This window comes from Natronorubrum sulfidifaciens JCM 14089, from assembly GCF_000337735.1.
GTDB classification, from domain to species: Archaea; Halobacteriota; Halobacteria; order Halobacteriales; family Natrialbaceae; genus Natronorubrum; species Natronorubrum sulfidifaciens.
The window spans coordinates 1-17,461 of the sequence record NZ_AOHX01000044.1; the positions used below are offsets into that span (position 1 = coordinate 1).

The window sequence follows — 17,461 nt, forward strand, 5'->3', positions numbered from 1 at the left end:
CCATCAGAGATGTGTATAAGAGACAGGCGTTGCGCTCGGGTTCGACGGCGATGATCTCCATGTCAGGGAACTCCTCGCGGAGGCGGCGGCCAGTACCCGAGAGCGTCCCACCGGTGCCGACACCGGCGACGAAGGCATCGATCTCGCGGTCGCCGACCTGCTCGACGATCTCCTCACCGGTCGTCTTGTAGTGTGCCTCGGGGTTCGCCGGGTTCTCGAACTGGCCGAGCTGGATTGCGCCCTCGGCTTCGAGTTCGTCGGCACGCTCGCGGGCAGCTGTCATGTCGCCGTCGACCAACTCGAGGTCGGCCCCGTAGGCAGCCATGATCTGGCGGCGTTCTTTGGACTTGCTCGCCGGCATGACGATCGTCAGGTCGTAGTCTCGGGCGGCACAGACCAGCGCGAGACCGATTCCCGTGTTGCCGCTGGTGGGTTCGACGAGCCAGTCACCGGGCTCGATCACGCCGTCACGTTCGGCCGATCGAATCATCTCGAGGGCCGGACGATCTTTCGCCGAGCCGCCGGGATTGAAGGATTCGATCTTCGCGGCGACGGTCACGCCCGCCGGCGAATCGACCCGGACGAGCGGCGAGCCGATCGTGTCCAGAATGCTTCCCTTCATTACGGATCGCTAAACAGTCGAGACGTATACTGTTTGCTGTAGCAAAAACGGTGCTGTTCCCGTGACGGCTGGATCGGCGAGCACACGCATTCCACAGCCATCGTCCGCGGTGGTTTGCAGTGACGGTCAGTGGCGACGACCGCTTGCCAGCAGCCCCGAGACCCACAATAGTCGAATAGCGGGTTTTAGGCCATCTAAATTGACGTATACGGGAGGATTGATCTCGCCATAACCGGCCGTTCCCTTCCTAAGTGGCCATCACAGTTTTACCAATACAATCATATTAATCAACATGAATAGGTCCCAGCAGTTCGGGTCCGTGGGGTACAGCAGTGGGGTCGACGCGACGGAACTCGTCGATCGAATTGGGCTTTCCGAGAACGAGATTGAGTGGCGAAAGCAGTTCATTGAGTTTTCAGACGACGACGTCGAGCGGTTACGCCGGTACGAAGAGACGTTCACCCGGCGTGGCGACGACGTTGCGGACATGTTCTACGAGAAAATCGAAGACAACCCACAGGTGCTGGAGATTCTCGACCGCTCACCACGGAGCATCGAGCAGCTCAAATGGTCCCAACAGATGTATCTGGTGACGCTTGCGACGGGATCGTACGACCAGGAGTACTTCCAAAACCGGGCCCGGATCGGGAAGCTCCACGACATGCTCGAGATGCCGGTGAAACACTACATCGGCCAGTACGGCATCTACTACAACCTTCTACTGCCGATCATCTCCGAGCAGATACAGGACGACATTTCAGCAGCGATCAGGGAGGCAATCGAGCGCCAATCGGAGCTTCGAGACGACGAGGACGTCAGCGGCGGCCGACTGTCGTCGCTGCTCGGTCGTGGCGGTGACGACGGCGATGACGACGAGGCGTTCGAGACGACGATAGCGGAACTCGAGGACGAACTCTCGGTACGGATCGACGAGCGGATCGACGAACTCCACTCGCTGTTGAAGATCATCAATCTGGACATGCAGGTTGCGATCGACACGTACATCGACTCCTACGCCAACGTCGAGGAGCTGTTAGACCACCAGCAAGACGTTACGAATAGAGTTTCCCACGCGCTGCAAGATATTTCAATGGCGGGTGAGGCGATCGCGACCAGCGTCGACGACATCAGCACCTCCGTCACCGAACAGTCCCAACAGACTCGACAGGCGTCGTCGGAGATGCAAGACATCAGCGCCTCGGTCGAGGAACTGTCGACGACGACCGATACGATCGCTGGCCGTGACGACGAACTGCTCAACGCCGTCGAAAGCAGCGAGGACCACTGCGAACAGGCAACAGAGTCGGTGGTCGAACTGCGCGAGTCCGAAGCCGACATTCGCGAGGAGGTCGACGCGTTCAAATCGATCGTCGCCGAGATCGAGACGCTCAACGACGAGATCGCAGACACCGCAGAGAAGACGCGGATGGTCGCCGTCAACGCGAACGTCGAGTCCAAGCGGTCGGGGGAGACCGGGAACTTCAACGTCGTCGCCGACCAGTTCCAGGAGCTCTCCGAGCAGATGACACGCCGAACGAAACAGATCGACGAGCGGGTTGAAACGCTCCGCAAGCGGGCCGAAGAAACGCTCAGTTCGATCGAGGCGAACCAACAACGGGTCGACACCAGTCAGCAGGAACTGTCGGAACTAACCGACGACCTCGGCGACGTCCGTGAGAGCACAAGCGAGTTCATGCTCGATGTCGACGAACTCTCGTCGCTCATCGACGCCCAGGCCTCGAGCACACAGGAGATGGCAACCCGAATCGAGACGATCGACGACGAAGCACAGTCGATCAACAACGATGTCGAGACCGTCACCGGCGAGATCGAAGAGCAGTTCTCGAAAGTGGAGATGATCGAAAGCGTCCTGACGGAACTCAGCGAAGAAAGCCAACAGCAGACCGTTCGCTACGACCAGCAGACGGGATAGTGTAACGACTGATACCGACTGCTGTCGTCAGGTCCCGCCAATCCCGCCGGAACTCGTCGGGATATCGGGACCACAGGCCGTATGAGCCGACTCACGCCCGATTGAACGACGACACCGTGATCAGACGTGGAGTGGCAAGCTCGAACTCGAGGTCCCATCAAACGCTGGGGGAAACAGGACGGTTAAGCCGCCGGACACGCTACCGGCGGGTATGAGTCTCGAGACCATGCAGCCGAATCCGACGTGGGACGCCGCCTCCTACGAGGACGCTGTCGACACGCTCACGGCGCACAACGACGAACTGACCTACAAAGTTTGGGGCGGCGACTGGTGTAAGGACTGTCGGAAGCTGCTGCCTGACCTGGGTGCGGCACTACAAGCCGCCGAGGTTCCCGACGAGCGAATCGAAGAGATCGCCCTCGATAAAGACAAGCAGGGTCCCGGTGTCGAGGAGTACGACATCGAGTACATTCCGACGGTCGTCGTCGAAACCGACGATGGCGAGGAAGTCGTCCGATTTGTCGAGTCGGAGGACCTGCCGCCGGCCATCTGGCTCGCCGAGCAACTTGACAAAGAGCTGTAACCGGCCCGAAACGGTTTCGACGCGGATTTTTCGACGCCGATGTGTCGGCGTTAGAACGGACTTTCGGGTCCGTCGCTTGTCGTCTCGTCAGCTGTGGTCGCGCTCGTATTCTCACCCAGCCACTCGAGGGCGTCTTCGACGTCGTTCGTCGGCGGCGAACACGTCCGGCCGCGACAGACGTACAACGTCGGCTCGCCGTCACGCGCCTCGCGGCCGGCCCAGATCGCCGGCGCATCCGCGAGTCCTAACTGCTCGAGCCACGCCTCGAGGCCGTCGTCGGTCGGCGGCCGAAGCGCGAACAGTCGGTCGGGGTGGTACGTCTCGGCAAAGCGGTCGCGCCACGCGTCGGGCAGTTCGTCGGCGGCGACGGTGATCTCGAGGGCACCCGACTCGAGCCGATCGGCGGCCAGACAGAGCGAGGCGTGCTGGAGCGGGTTCGCCTCGATGCGGTTAGCGTGGGTCTCGAGGACGGTCGACGCGATCGCCTCGAATTCTTCGCTGTCGACGGCGAAGCGGTCAAGCGCGAGCAGTGTTTCGACGGCGACGCCGGCTGCCGAGGGCGTCGACTGGTCGTTCAATTCCTGTGGCCGCGTGACCAGCGACTCGCCGCTTTCGGGGGTGAAGTACAGCGTCCCGGCCTCGGCGTCCCAGAACTCCGCTTCGATAGTGCGAGCTAACTCGAGTGCAAAGGCGAGGTGGTCGACCTCGCCGGTGGCCTCATAACAGCCCACCGCGGCGCGCGCGAGGAACGCGTAGTCCTCGAGATAGCCATCGACGGCGACGTCCCCGTCCTTATACCGTCGCGACAGTCGCTTTTCGTCGGCGTCCCAGAGTCGGTCCCGGACGAACTCGAGGGCGTCGACAGCGGTCTCGGCATATTCGTCGTCGCCCAGCACCAGCGCTGCCTCGGCGTAGGTCGCGATCATCAAGCCGTTCCAACTTGCGAGGACCTTCTCGTCGCGGTTCGGTCGCGGCCGCTGCTCGCGGGCCTCGAACAGCCGTTCGCGAGCGGCCTCGAGTCGCGTTTCGACCTCCTGCTCCTCGAGGTCGAACGCCTCGGCGAGACTCGAGATAGACTGTACACGATTCGGCTGATTCTGCCCTTCGAAGTTGCCCGATTCGGTAATATCGTAGCGTTCGCAGAAGAGCTCTGCAGTGGTCTGGTCCTCGAGCACCTCGCTGACTTCCTCGGGCGTCCAGACGAAGAACGCGCCTTCCTCGCGCTCGCCCGTCTCCGGGTCCTTGCTCTGAGCGTCGAGCGTGCTGAAGAACCCACCGTCGTCGTGGGTCAGCTCGCGGTCGACGAACGCGAGGGTCTCGGCGACGGTCTCGGCGTAGCGCTCTTCGCCCGTGAGCTGATAGCCCGCAAGCAGGGCGCGGGGAATCTCGGCGTTGTCGTACAGCATCTTCTCGAAGTGGGGGACCGTCCAGTCCCGGTCGACGCAGTATCGGTGAAAGCCGCCGCCGACGTGGTCGTAGAGGCCGCCGTCGATCATCGCGTCGAGCGATTCCTCGAGCACCTCGAGATACTCGCTTTGACCCGTCCGATCGAACGCGCGGGCGAGCACTCGGAGTCTGGAGGGCTGTGGGAACTTCGGCCCGCCGGAGCCGAAGCCGCCGTACTGGCGGTCGGCGCTGCGAAGTGCTGTGTCGGCTGCCGTCTCGAGCACGTCGCTCGAGGGCGGCTCGGCAGCGGCGACGGTGTCGGGGGTCTCCTCGAGTTGGTCCGTCGCCGCGTCGGTCCACTGCTGGGCGCGGTTTTCAACCTCCTCGCGATCCGTTTCCCACGTCTCGGCGAGGCGCTCGAGGATATCGAGGAAACCGGGCTGGCCGCGTTTCGATTCCTTGGGGAAGTAGGTCCCGATGTGGAACGGTTTGCCCTCGGGCGTGAGCCACGCCGAGAGCGGCCAGCCGCCTCGGCTGGTGACGAGCTGGCAGACGGTCATGTAGATGCTGTCGACGTCGGGGCGCTCCTCGCGGTCGACTTTGATCGGCACGAAGTTCTCGTTGAGCAGTTCGGCGACCTCATCGTCGGCGAAACTCTCATCTTCCATGACGTGACACCAGTGACACGCCGAGTAGCCAATCGAGAGGAAAATCGGGACGTCGTGTTCTCGTGCCGTCTCGAGAGCCTGTTCGTCCCACGGCTGCCAGTTAACGGGGTTGTCCGCGTGCTGGCGCAGATACGGACTCTCCTCCTCGTCGAGGCGGTTCCGTTCGGTCGGGGTAGACATACGCTCGGCTATGGGTGGGAGTTGTAAAAGCCCGACGTACGACCGACTCGTGTGCCGGTATCGGCGTCAAAAAATCGCTCGCGGTGGTTCGACGTGTCGACTCGAGTCCGTTAGGCCGTCTCTTCCTGAAGCAGTTTGCGGAGCACGAGGTGGAGCACGCCACCGTTCTCGACGTACTCGACAGCCATCGGCGTGTCGACCTGTGCGGTGACGTCGAACTCGGTGGTCTCGCCGTCGTCGTCCTCGGCGGTGACGGTCAACACGGCGTTTGGCTCGAGGCCGTCCTCGAGACCCTCGATGGAGTAGTGCTCGTCGCCCTCGAGGCCGAGTTCCTCCCAGCCCTCGCCGTCCTGGAACTGCAGGGGCAGGACGCCCATGCCGATGAGGTTGTCACGGTAGATGCGCTCGTAGCTCTTGCCGATGGTCGCGCGGATACCGAGCAGGTCGGTTCCTTTCGCGGCCCAGTCACGGCTCGAGCCGGTTCCAAGCTCTTCGCCAGCCATGACGATCAGCGGCGTGTCATCGTCACGGTAGCGCTCGGAGGCTTCGAAGACGGTGGTCTCCTCGCCGGTTGGGTGGTGGACTGTGTAGCCACCCTCCTTGCCGTCGAGCAGCTCGTTTTTGATGCGGACGTTCGCGAAGGTGCCACGCATCATGACTTCGTGGTTCCCACGACGGGAGCCGTACGTGTTGAACTCGTACGGTTCGACGCCGCGCTCTTTGAGCCACTGTCCGGCGGGCAGGTCCTCGCTGAACGGCCCGGCGGGGCTGATGTGGTCGGTCGTGACGGTGTCACCGAGTGTCAACAGCGCGCGTGCGCCCTCGACGTTGTCGACGCCGGGTTCCTCGAGTGGGAAGTCCTGGAAGAACGGCGGCTCGCGGATGTACGTCGACTCTGGGTCCCAGTCGTAGACCTCGCCGGTTGGGGCGTCGAGCGATTCCCAGCGCTCGTCGCCGTCGTAGATGCTCGAGTACTTCTCCTCGAACATGTCGGGGGAGACGCTGTCGTGGATCGTCTGTCGGACTTCTTCGGTGTCCGGCCAGATGTCCTCGAGGAAGACCGGCTCGCCCTCGTCGTTCGTGCCGATTGGCTCCTCTTCGAGGTCGATGTCCATGCGACCTGCGAGGCCGTAGGCGACGACCAGCGGTGGGCTGGCGAGGTAGTTGGCCTTGATCTTCGGGTGGATACGGGCTTCGAAGTTCCGGTTGCCCGAGAGGACGCTCGTCGTCCAGAGGTCGTGCTCGTCGATGGCTGCCTCGACTGGCTCCGGCAGTGGGCCGGCGTTCCCGATACAGGTCGTACAGCCGTAGCCGACGACGTGGTAGCCGAGTTCTTCGAGGTCATCGAGCAGTTCCGCACGCTCGAGATACTCCGTGACGACGCGGCTACCGGGTGCGAGGCTGGTCTTAACGTACTCAGGCACTTCGAGACCCTGCTCGGCGGCGTTGCGTGCGAGCAGACCGGCCGCGACCATCACGGACGGGTTCGAGGTGTTCGTACAGGACGTGATCGCGCTGACGAGGATGTCGCCGTGACCGATCTCGATCTCGGTGCCGTCCTCGAGTTCGACGGGAACCTTCTCGTCGAGCGATGGAGTCTGCTCGGCGACGAGGCCGCCGTCGCTTTCAGCAGCGCCCGATGGGAGGACACCCTCTTCCTCGAGCAGCGTTGGGAAGTGTTCGTCCAGATCGCCCATTGGGATACGGGCGTGGGGCTTCTTGTGGCCGGCAAGGCTTGGCTCGACTTCGCCGAGATCGAACTCGACGACCTCGGTGAACTCGGGGTCCTGCTTGCCGAAGAGGCCCTGTGCCTCGAGGTACTCGCGAACGAGATCGATGTGGTCCTCGTCGCGACCCGTGAGTTCGAGATACTCGAGGGTCTTCTCGTCGACGGGGAACATACTGATCGTCGAGCCCTGTTCAGGGGCCATGTTCGAGATGGTCGCACGGTCTGCGACCGACAGCTCGGCAACGCCGGGGCCGAAGAACTCGACGAACTTGTCGACGACGCCGACCTGGCGGAGCTTTTCGGTGATGTGGAGCACGAGGTCAGTCGCGGTTGCGCCCTCTGGGAGTTCACCCGACAGGCGGACACCGACGACTTCCGGCAGGCTCATGTTGATCGGCTGGCCGAGCAGTGCGGCCTCGGCTTCGATGCCACCGACACCCCAGCCGACGACACCGATGCCGCCGATCATTGGGGTGTGGCTGTCTGTGCCAACGAGCGTGTCGGGGACGAGCCACTGCTCGCCGTCGACTTCGCGCTCGTGGACGACGCGGCCGAGGTGCTCGAGGTTGACCTGGTGGACAATCCCGGTTCCTGGGGGCACCACGTTGAACTCGTCGAACGCCTGCTGGGCCCACTTGATCGCGCGATAGCGCTCTTCGTTGCGCTCGTACTCGATCTCGACGTTTTTCTCGTAGGCGTCGGAGGTGCCGAAGTGGTCGACCTGCACACTGTGGTCGATCACGAGGTCACAGGGGACTTCGGGCTCGACGACCGTCGGGTCGACGCCCTTGCGGTCGGCTGCCGAGCGAAGTGCTGCGAGGTCGACGACTGCGGGCACGCCCGTCAGGTCCTGCAGGACGACACGCGACACCGTAAACGGAACCTCGGCGTCCGGCACGTCAGGTTCCCACGACGCCGCCGCGCGGATCGAGTCGGCGTCGATCTGGTCGCCGTCGGCGTTTCGAAGCACCGACTCGAGCAGAATCCGGATGCTCACCGGCAGTTTCTCGAGGTCACAGAGGCCCTCCTCCTCGAGGACCGTCAGGTCGGCCATCTTGTACGTCTCGCCATCGTGTTCGAATTCCCGGATCGCATCCGAGAACGAATCGGTTGCCATAGGTGACTTTCGAACCGGGGGGTTTTCAATCTCCCGAGAATCTGCTGTAGAATCATTATATACCATTCACCATTCCCATGTGTTAGAGTGGCACGAATCGGCACTCAGGTCGCCAAAATGCGTGTCCTGATACCACACCACTTTCGTGATTGTCGGACGGTGATTTTCAGCCAGCAGTTGGAGCCGAATCGGAGAGAGCGCTGTCGCCCACTCGCTGTGTCCGGCACCTGAAACACAGCCCGCTGCCCGTCACAGTCCCCAGTTCGGTCACTCGTGGCGGGCGTACTCCACGAACGCGAACCCATCGCGTTCGTCACGCGAAACCACCCGAAACGACTCCCGGTCCCAGTCAGGAAACACGGTGTCGCCGTCGGGTTCTTCGTGAACCTCGGTGACGATCAGTCGGTCGAGGGCGGGCAAGAACTGTTCGTAGACGGTCGCGCCGCCGGCGATGAACACGCGGTCAGTGTCGTCGTGGCGCTCGCGGGCCGCCCGGTCGGCCGCCTCGAGTGCGCCCTCGAGGCTGTTCGCGACGATGGCGTTCTCGGGCGTCTCGAGGTCTCGACTCGTCAGGACGATCGTCGTCCGCCCCGGCAGCGGTTCGCCAAGCGCCTCGAGGATCCCCTCGTAGGTAACCCGGCCCATGATGACCGGGTGGTCCATCGTCGTCTCCTTGAAATGCTGCAAGTCTGCGGGGATGTGCCAGGGCATCTCGTCGTCCTTGCCGATAACGTCGTTGTCCGCGACGGCAACGATGCCGACGAGTTCGCGGTCGCTCTCGAGGTCGCCCTCCCCGCTCATTCGGCCACCGAAAACGTGAGCCCGTCGTGGCAGTCGTAATCCTGTAACTCGACGTCCTCGTAGGCCAGCTCGTCGATCGATGCGTCACCGATCTCGAGCGTCGGGCGCTCGAGTGGCTCCCGGGACAGTTGCTCGAGCAGGCCGGGGACGTGGTCGAGTCGCTCGTCACCCTCGGCTTCGGCTGGCGCGTTGGTCTCGAGCCACTCGCGGACGGCGAGATAGTCTGCACGCTTGTCGACGTCGGCCAGACGGGACTGCAGCGCCTCGAGATTGTCGGCATACCACTCCCCGCGCGCGCCGCGGCCGCAGTAGATGTGGGCGTCGACGACCGTGTGGGCGAAGGTTCCGGGTTCGAAGCCGGTCTGCTGGGCGACGACCTTCGTCAGGAGCGCGTAGGCCGCGATATTGAACGGAATCCCCAGTGCGATATCACCGGAGCGCTGGGTGAGATGGCAGTTCAGCCGGTCGCCCTGAACGTTGAAGACGAACGAGTAGTGACACGGCGGCAGCGTCGAGACGGCCGCGTTGGCAGGATGCCAGGCGTTGACAACGAGTCGACGCGAGTTCGGACTGTCCGAGAGGGTGTCGACGACGTACTGGAGTTGGTCGAACGTCTTCCGCCCGTCTGCCTCTTCGGTGACCCAGCGGTGGGCCTCGTCGGGCCACGTTTCGCCCTCGAGTTGTGCGTCGTCGTCGGGAATCGGATACCGCCGCCAGAACCGGCCGTAGGCGGTGTCGAGTCGCCCCTCTTCGTCGGCCCACGCGTCCCAGATCTTGGTCTCTTCGCGGAGGTTTTTGACGTGTTCCTCGCCGGAGAGATACCAGCACACCTCGTGCAGCATTGAGTTCCAGCGGTAGCCGTCCATCTGTTTGGTCGTCAGCAGGGGGTACCCCTCCTGGAGATCGACCTCGTAGTGCTCGCTGAACGACGAAATCGTGTCGACGCCGGTCCGATTTGGCTTGTAGGTACCATCGGACAGGACCGTGTCGACTAACTCGAGGTACTGTTGCATTGTCGCTGCATTCGTATTCCGCAACTAAAACCCACCAGTCTTAACGTTTCAATCTGCCTTCGTATCGACCGGTCCTACTTTCATCACGCTGTCCAGACCGTCTTTGACCCTTGCGCCTCCCGACGACGAGTACGGCAGGGATCGACGACCCCCGCCGCGTAATTCGTTCGCTCGGCCGCGTTCGGGTCAGGTTGTGGCTGTGTCTCGCAGCCGCCATACGTCGAACAGACCGCGGAAGAACAGCACAAAAAATCCGACCAACAACAGGACGGCGAGATTGGCTCCGACGAGGCGAGGAACGGCGACGAGCGTTCCGTCCCGGAGAGCGATGACGAGCCGAACCCCCGCCCAGCAGCAAAACGCGGCAGCGATGTACTGCCAGCTACGATTCGTCTCGGTGATCTCTCGAAGGGTCACGAGGAGAGCCAGACCGAACAGCGGGATGGTGAGATTGACGACGTTCGAAACCCCGCCGAACCACTCGAGCATCGGAATCAACTGATCGTTCCACCATCAGTACTCTTCTGACATCTCGAGTGCTCACCCGTCCGGATCAGCGTCGAAATCGGCGTCGGCGGGGAGCACTCGCTCGGTGATCGAGAGATCGCCATACGTCGCGTACACCCAGCCACAGACCAGCACAACGCCGAGGAGCAACCTGACGGTCCACAGCTCGACGCTCACGAGGAGCGACGGGGTTCCGACCCACTCGGCGACGACGACCGACGGCAGCGTTAGTTCGGGATCAGCGGCGAGCGGTTGCTGCTCGAGGCTGAGGGCGGCGATGCCGCCGAAGTGGACGCCGATCGGCAACCCCAGTCGACCGGTGAGGACGTAGGCCGTTGCGAACAGAATCCCGCCGATCGCGCTCGTAACGATGGCCGCGAGACCGCCGCCGAGAACGTGGAGCGCACCGAACACGGGGAGGCTGACCGCGACCGCGACGACGACCGTCGCCGTCGCGCCGATCGATCGCGAGCCGAAGCGAGCGTACAGTCCCGCAGCCGCGTTCGGGATGAGGATCGCGCGAAAAACTACTTCTTCGAACACGTTGTTGACGAGGAGAAATACCAGCACCACTACGAGGACGAGCCCACCAAGCGCCGCTGAGTCGACGCCGACACCCGTCACCGATACGCTGAGCGTTAGATCTCCTCGAGCAGCCTGGTACCCGACCGCTCCTGCACTGGCGGCGACGCCAATGAGGATGCCCGCGGCGAAGTCGGCGATCCACTCGCGGGAGCGGGCGAAGCCGTAACTCGAGACGGGTCGGTGGTCGAGCCGCGAGGCGACGAGCAATCCCGCAACCGCCGAGAGCGCGATCGTGATCGACAACCCAATAAAAAAGCCCGCTGTCGCGACGACTGCCGAGGTTTCGCCCGTCTTCATCCAGGTCTCGAGAACCGATGTGACGACGGTCTCGAGCAATGCGTGACCGGTAACGTAGAGCGCGATGGCGACGACGAGCGGGGCGAGTACTCGCCACGTCGCGCGCAGGCGGGTATCGCTCGAGCCGTACAGAAGCGTGTCGCTGGCGGATCGATTCGATTCCCTGTCGACAGTCGATTCAGCCATGAGTACGAATACCAGATTAACTGCCAAAGACCGTCCATCGCGGCTTCAGAAGGTGAATCAACGCTTACGAATCCGCTCCGTCTCCGTCAGTCTTGTCGGCGAAGTCAGCCAACGCGGCCGCCACGGCCTCGAGTGCAATCACGGTTCCATCGTGATTGCATAGAGGATACAGCAAAACGCGAAGACGTTCGTGACCTGGTAGGTGGTCACGATCCAGAACTGCGAAATCTCGACGAGTCGCGTGACGACCGTCATCGCGAGTTCGGGGACGATGATCGCGGCGAATCCGAGCGCGAGGAATAACATCGGTCGGCTCTGATTCCGTCGATAGCCCTGAAACGCGAGGTAAATGATGGCGAGACCGAGAATGGTCAAGATGATAAAGAGGCTTCCCTGTACGATCGCTTCGATGGACGGGTCGATAGTTGGGATCATGCTCACATCTCCTCTATTAGTCTGGTGAATCGGTCGGCGGCCGTGTCCGTGCGTTCGATACTCAGCTCGAATCCGTCGTCGGTGAGATCGACGGTCAGGCGACGCACGTTCGTCCGGTACACCTTGTAGTGGTTTCCGTCGCGCTCTGGCACCGTCGATGCCACGACGAGGTCGTGCTCGCGAAGCGTCTCGAGGCGCCGGTAGATCGTCACCGTCGAGACGTCACACCGGTCGGCGAGGACGTTCGCCGACAGCGATTCCGTGCGGGCGTGAACAAGGATGGAACGGGCGACGGAATCTTCTAGAACGCCTCCGATCGTTTCGACATCGCAGTCCTCGCCCATAGTTGACACATCGTTTGCGTGTTCGTAAGGTAAAACCCGCAGCTTCAGGATTTGAAGTCGCGAACGTCAGTAACGAATTCGGCTCGCATCGGAACCCAGCACTTGGAACCAGGGTCACTCCGCACTCGGATACGCCAGTCGCCAGAGTCCCCACGCCGGAACCAGCGCGAACGGAAGGATGTACACGCCCTGAATGACTGTCCCGACCGACGGCGTGGCCGCGACCGCTAGCACGAACCCGAAGACGGCACACCCGGCGAGGGCGACCGCAGCCCCAGCCAGCCGTCGGTCGATCGGTTCCAATTCCGTCGATCGAACGAGCAAATCGAACGTCGTTGCGAACGCCTCGCCGTCTGAGACAGGCCCGAGATCGCGTTCGAACTCGTCGTCGCCCCAACCGATCGTCGCGGCGAACGTCCGGGTGTTGAGCAGGTGATCCGGAAGATTATCGCGGACGACCGTGACGTCCCGAACCTCGTGGAGTGGGACCGACCACTGCGGTTCGTCGACCCACGTATCGTACGCGACGAGTCGGTCCTCGTCCCGGTCGTCGTCCTCGTACCGCCGATACTCGAGCGGGCCGTATCTGAGGACGAACTTCAGAAACTCCACTGCGGGTTGCAACAGGAGCAAAGAGCCGAACGCGACAGCAGTCGCGACCACGACGGATAAGGGCGTGCCGTCGCCGGTAAAAACTGCGAGCAGGACGACCCACGAGATGACGATCCAGGGGGCGAAAAAGAGGCTCCTGAACAGCGTGTGCTGGACGGCAGTGTAGCGCACGGCGGTGTTGTCGGTCGAAAACCGAGCGGTGGGCTCGCCGTCGGGGACAATCGGCGGCTCCGTTGGCTCCGTCGGATCGTCGGGACCGGCGAGCCAGCCGAGAATGCGGTTCGGGCCGCCGTCCCTGTGGGCGGCGCGAAAGGAAGCCCACTCGACGAGTACCTTGGCGGCGACGAAGCCGACGAGCAGCGCCACTCCGCTGACGTCCTCCGGTATCGTGACCACCATGAGGACGAACACGACGAAAAGCGTCTGTCCGACGTGTGTTTCGGCGACCTCGTAGGCGGAGACCGTCTCGTAGCGGCCGCCACGAATATAGTCGAACCAGCCGTCAGCCGCGCTGGCGGCCACCAGCGCGAGGATGCTCACCAAAACCTCGGGTCGCGTGAGGACGTCCGCGACGGGAATCGCTGTCGCGAGGATGCTCCCGACGGCGACTGCGACCCACGCGAACCCGGTGAAGACGGTGCTAACGAACGGGACGTTCCGCGGATAGATCGGCGGAAGCCACGAAACCAGTTGCACGCTGCCGCGTCGCTCCTTCAGTTCGTCCGCGACGGTCGGGTCCTTGTGGTCGTTCTCGTCCGTTTCGACTTTCGACGGCTGCTGGGCGAACAGCGCCTTTACCGCTGCCAGTGGGAACGACAGGAACACCTCGAGTGCGTAGACCATCGCCAGCGTCGCCGCGTCCCACCCGAACGCGAGGACGCCCACGAGCGGAAGCAGGTTCGCAAGCAGAATCGGGACGAACCCCGCCCGGGGATGGGTGGACTCGAGGGTGGATGGTGCACTCATCGCCTGTAGCCGTCGCCATCGTCGCCAAGTTTCATAACTTTTCTGAACTGTCTATCGGCCTCAGACGACGATTTCGATGGCCCGACTCTCGAGCACGTCGGAGGGAATCTGGTTTACCTGCGCGAGAATATGCCGAGACCGGCTGTCGACTGGCCGGCGATCGGCACGCGTTCGTACTCGAGTTCCGCAAGCGGTTCGAGCGAGAGTGGTTCGGCAAGGTGTAGCGACTGGCTACTCCGAAGCCGATGTCGTGTCGGGACAGGCCGCAGCCTCGAGCCCATCTTCGAGCGACGCTGGCTCGCCCTCGAGTCGGTACGTGAAAGTGTACGCGGCACTGCCGCCGGAGCCGTGAACGACCGCGACGGTACCGGTGCGTTCGTCGCCGTTGCAGTCCGCGGCGTCGATCCCGTCGGGAAATGCGAACGGGGCGTACGTCGTCTCGAACACTCTCGTTTCCTCCGGCGGGATGACGAGATCGGTTCTGAATTCGGACAGCGGTCGATTCGCGGCGGCGCCGACGACACCCGGACCGAGCACGGACGAGTGATCGAACGAGTCGCTCTGGGGATCGAGCGCCGGGTTCGGAACGTCGCCGTAGATACCGACGAATCCGACGAGCACCGGGGCCGACGTCTGACTCTCAATCTCGAGACGCGCGCGGCCGTCTGGAAGCGCCTCGACGGTGTGGACGTACGCGTGAACCGGCTGTCCGACACCCAGTCGTGCCGACCCTCGGTCTGTTTCGGCGTTCACACGAAGCGAATGCGAGACGCGCGACTCGAGGCGGTCGGGAAAGACGACCGGGAACCGGACGGAATCGCCAGGGTGGTCGACGGTTTCGTACTCCTCATCGATGCTCGAGTCGGCGAGCATCGCTTGATTCACATCGACATCGTCGTGGAACTCGACGACGAGGTCACGGTCCTCGTACCGGTAGCCGTCGAACACTTCGTTCGAATCTAGCCGTGTCGTCGAAAACGGAACCGATTCAGCACAGCCAGCAGAAAGCAGGATTCCGCCGGTCGCAAGGGTCTGGAGAAACGAGCGGCGTTGCATATTTCGAAAATTGACAGTCGGAAGACGTGTACGTTCCGGTAACACGATCGGAAGACAGATCGTCGGAGTACACACGGCCGTGCATACTTTCACTCGAGGAAAGAGCAACGCTTACAGGTTCGTGCGTTCCGCTATCGACCATGCGAGAGAACGTACTCCTGATCGGCGGCGGTGGCCGCGAACACGCCATCGCTCGCGCACTCGAGGACAGTGAGGCCGACCTCTATGCCTGTGCCGGCAACAAAAACCCGGGCATCGCCCGAATCGCGGCCGGGTTCGAAACGCTCGAGACGACCGACCCGGACGCGGTCGTCGACTACGCCGAGGCCGTCGAGGCGACGCTCGCTGTCGTCGGCCCCGAGGCACCGCTCGACGCCGGCGTCGCAGACGCACTCGAGGACGCGGGCATCTACGCGTTCGGGCCGAAAGCCGACGACGCCCGTATCGAGACGGACAAGGCGTTCCAGCGCCGCTTCATGTCCGAAAACGACATCCCCGGCTGTCCGGACTTCGAGACGTTCGACGACATGGACGCGGCCTGTGACTTTATCGACGAGTACAACGGCGACCTCGCGATCAAGCCCGCCGGCCTCACGGGCGGCAAGGGTGTCAAGGTCATCGGCGATCAGGTCACCCCCGAGGAGGGCAAGGAGTACATCCGCGACTCCGACTACGATCGGATCGTCCTCGAGGAACGCCTGATCGGCGAGGAAGTGACGATTCAGGCCTTCGTCGCCAACGGCGCGTTCGAGACTGCACCCGCGGTGCAGGACCACAAACGCGCCTACGAGGGCGACGAGGGACCGAACACGGGCGGGATGGGCAGCTACTCCGATGCGACCCCGTCCCTGCCCTTCATGACCGACGAGGACTACGACGAAGCTGTCTCGATCATCGAGGCCACCGTCGACGCCTTAGACGATTACCGCGGCATCCTCTACGGCCAGTTCATGCTCACGAGCGAGGGCCCGAAGGTCATCGAATTCAACGCTCGCTTCGGCGACCCCGAAGCGATGAACACGCTGCCCGTCCTCGAGACGGCGTTCCTCGACGTGCTCACGGCTGCGCGTGACGGCGAGGCCCCGCCGGCACTCGACTTTGCCTCCCAGGCGACGGTCTGTAAGTATGCCGTGCCCGAGGGCTACCCAACGGACCCCGAAGCCGGTGCGAAAGTCCAGGTTGATGAAGAGAGCGCCGGCGACGCCCTGCTGTACTACGCCAGCGTCGACGAGCGCGACGACGGCATCTACACGACGACCTCCCGCTCGTTCGCCGTTGTCGGCGTCGCCGATTCGATCAGCGAGGCCGAGGCAATCGCCGAGGACGCCCTCGCGGTCGCCGGCGACGAGGGCCTGCACATGCGCCACGACATCGGGAAAGCCGACCTCGTCCAGCGCCGAATCGACCACATGAACGAGCTTCGCGGCGAGTAACGGCTGCAGCTGCGTTTTTTGGAGGGGGTTCTCATACTGTCGGACAGAAGTCAGTACACGCCCGATTGCGTCTCACGGCTCGTCGCCTTCGGCAACAACCGTTCGCGTGCGATCGGTGCGTCAATCGTGTTGTCCGGCAGTATCAGGAATCCGACGGTGTGACGGCCTCGATCGACTCGACAAGCAACCGCACGCCGAGGTCAATCTCTCGCTCGGTAACGTCGAGCGGTGGCAGCAGTCGCAGCGTTTTGTATCCACAGCCAAGCGTCAACAGACCGCGGGAGAACGCCGCCTCGAGGACGGCGTCACGACGCGTTTCGGTGTCGAACTCGACGGCGAGCATCAGTCCACGACCGCGGACGTCGACGATGGACTCGGACTCGAGGTCCTCGAGTCGATCGAGAAGGTGCTGTCCGCGGGTTCGGACGTTCTCGAGGAGGCCCTGTTCGTGAATGATGTCGATCGTGAGCACGCCCTGCATCGCGGCGAGCAGGTCGCCAGCGCCCCACGTCGAGGAGAGCCGTCCCGTCTCCGCGGGGAACAGCTCAGAGCGGGCGATCGTCGCACCGACACGCAGCCCCTTCGCGCTGGTGATGACATCGGGTGTGAGATCGAGGTGGTCGATCGCCCACAGCTCGCCCGTGCGGCCGAGTCCTGACTGGATCTCGTCGGCGACGATCCGAAGGTCGTAGCGCTCGCGCAGCGCCTCGAGGTCGCGGGCGAACTCGGGGTGTGCGACTCGGTAGCCGCCTTCGCCCTGGATCGGCTCGAGGATGAGGAAGGCGACCTCGTCGGGGTCGATCACGCCGCGATCCGGGTGGAGCCTATCAGCGACGACGTTGCCGCCGGGGCCGTCGGTGAGCCAGCGGCGCTCGTACTCGTCTTGTGTCGCTGGATAGGGGAGACTGATCACTCCGGGCACTTCGGGAAAGCCACGGCGATGGACGGTCTTCGACCGATTGAGCGAGAGCGCGCCGAGCGTGCGGCCGTGGAAGGCCCCGTCGAAGG

15 protein-coding genes are annotated in these 17,461 nt (G+C 63.2%); 3 read left to right on the plus strand and 12 right to left on the minus strand.

Annotated elements, in window-relative coordinates:
• On the minus strand, nucleotides 1-622 hold a 622-nt coding region (locus C495_RS13870; protein ID WP_008163973.1), incomplete at its 3' end, for a PLP-dependent cysteine synthase family protein.
• Between the two features lie 292 nt (nucleotides 623-914).
• Here C495_RS13870 and C495_RS13875 point away from each other — a divergent pair.
• Nucleotides 915-2,555: a globin-coupled sensor protein gene (locus C495_RS13875; RefSeq protein ID WP_241430610.1), complete on the plus strand. Its 1,641-nt coding sequence runs from the start codon at nucleotides 915-917 to the stop codon at nucleotides 2,553-2,555.
• Nucleotides 2,556-2,766: 211 nt separating this feature from the next.
• Complete coding sequence (locus C495_RS13880; RefSeq protein ID WP_049890361.1) at nucleotides 2,767-3,138, plus strand: TlpA family protein disulfide reductase; 372 nt, start codon at nucleotides 2,767-2,769, stop codon at nucleotides 3,136-3,138.
• A gap of 50 nt (nucleotides 3,139-3,188) precedes the next feature.
• On the opposite strand, the gene C495_RS13885 is transcribed toward C495_RS13880, so the two are convergent.
• The 10 genes from C495_RS13885 to C495_RS13930 form a co-directional block, all read right to left on the minus strand.
• On the minus strand, nucleotides 3,189-5,372 hold the full coding sequence (locus C495_RS13885) for a thioredoxin domain-containing protein (RefSeq protein ID WP_008163978.1): 2,184 nt from the start codon (nucleotides 5,370-5,372) through the stop codon (nucleotides 3,189-3,191).
• A 110-nt stretch (nucleotides 5,373-5,482) separates the two neighbouring features.
• Nucleotides 5,483-8,218 (minus strand): aconitate hydratase AcnA, encoded by a 2,736-nt coding sequence (acnA, locus tag C495_RS13890; RefSeq protein ID WP_008163980.1) that lies wholly within the window; start codon nucleotides 8,216-8,218, stop codon nucleotides 5,483-5,485.
• A gap of 267 nt (nucleotides 8,219-8,485) precedes the next feature.
• Entirely contained in the window at nucleotides 8,486-9,019 is a 534-nt protein-coding gene (locus tag C495_RS13895) for a dihydrofolate reductase (RefSeq protein ID WP_008163982.1), read from the minus strand.
• Nucleotides 9,016-10,032, minus strand: a complete 1,017-nt coding sequence (thyA, locus tag C495_RS13900; RefSeq protein WP_008163983.1) for a thymidylate synthase — start codon at nucleotides 10,030-10,032, stop codon at nucleotides 9,016-9,018. Before thyA ends, C495_RS13895 begins: the two co-directional genes overlap by 4 nt.
• Before the next feature lie 186 nt (nucleotides 10,033-10,218).
• The gene (locus C495_RS13905; RefSeq protein WP_008163984.1) at nucleotides 10,219-10,521 is read right to left on the minus strand and encodes a hypothetical protein; all 303 of its coding nucleotides are present in this window, start codon (nucleotides 10,519-10,521) and stop codon (nucleotides 10,219-10,221) included.
• A 51-nt stretch (nucleotides 10,522-10,572) separates the two neighbouring features.
• Nucleotides 10,573-11,607 carry a CPBP family intramembrane glutamic endopeptidase gene (locus C495_RS13910; RefSeq protein ID WP_008163985.1) on the minus strand — a complete coding sequence of 345 codons (1,035 nt, stop codon included), beginning with the start codon at nucleotides 11,605-11,607 and terminating at the stop codon, nucleotides 10,573-10,575.
• A 138-nt stretch (nucleotides 11,608-11,745) separates the two neighbouring features.
• A complete protein-coding gene (locus C495_RS13915) occupies nucleotides 11,746-12,042 on the minus strand; it encodes a DUF7521 family protein (protein ID WP_006065584.1) in 297 nt (98 codons plus the stop codon).
• A gap of 2 nt (nucleotides 12,043-12,044) precedes the next feature.
• Nucleotides 12,045-12,386 (minus strand): winged helix-turn-helix domain-containing protein, encoded by a 342-nt coding sequence (locus tag C495_RS13920; RefSeq protein ID WP_008163986.1) that lies wholly within the window; start codon nucleotides 12,384-12,386, stop codon nucleotides 12,045-12,047.
• Nucleotides 12,387-12,500: 114 nt separating this feature from the next.
• Nucleotides 12,501-13,964 (minus strand): DUF6498-containing protein, encoded by a 1,464-nt coding sequence (locus tag C495_RS13925; protein WP_008163987.1) that lies wholly within the window; start codon nucleotides 13,962-13,964, stop codon nucleotides 12,501-12,503.
• 231 nt (nucleotides 13,965-14,195) lie between these two features.
• Nucleotides 14,196-15,020 carry a hypothetical protein gene (locus C495_RS13930; RefSeq protein WP_008163988.1) on the minus strand — a complete coding sequence of 275 codons (825 nt, stop codon included), beginning with the start codon at nucleotides 15,018-15,020 and terminating at the stop codon, nucleotides 14,196-14,198.
• Between the two features lie 140 nt (nucleotides 15,021-15,160).
• Between C495_RS13930 and purD the strand changes: the two genes are divergently transcribed.
• Nucleotides 15,161-16,453 (plus strand): phosphoribosylamine--glycine ligase, encoded by a 1,293-nt coding sequence (gene purD / locus C495_RS13935; RefSeq protein ID WP_008163989.1) that lies wholly within the window; start codon nucleotides 15,161-15,163, stop codon nucleotides 16,451-16,453.
• A gap of 142 nt (nucleotides 16,454-16,595) precedes the next feature.
• On the opposite strand, the gene C495_RS13940 is transcribed toward purD, so the two are convergent.
• A partial coding sequence (locus C495_RS13940) for an aminotransferase class III-fold pyridoxal phosphate-dependent enzyme (protein WP_008163990.1) occupies nucleotides 16,596-17,461 on the minus strand: 866 nt, incomplete at its 5' end.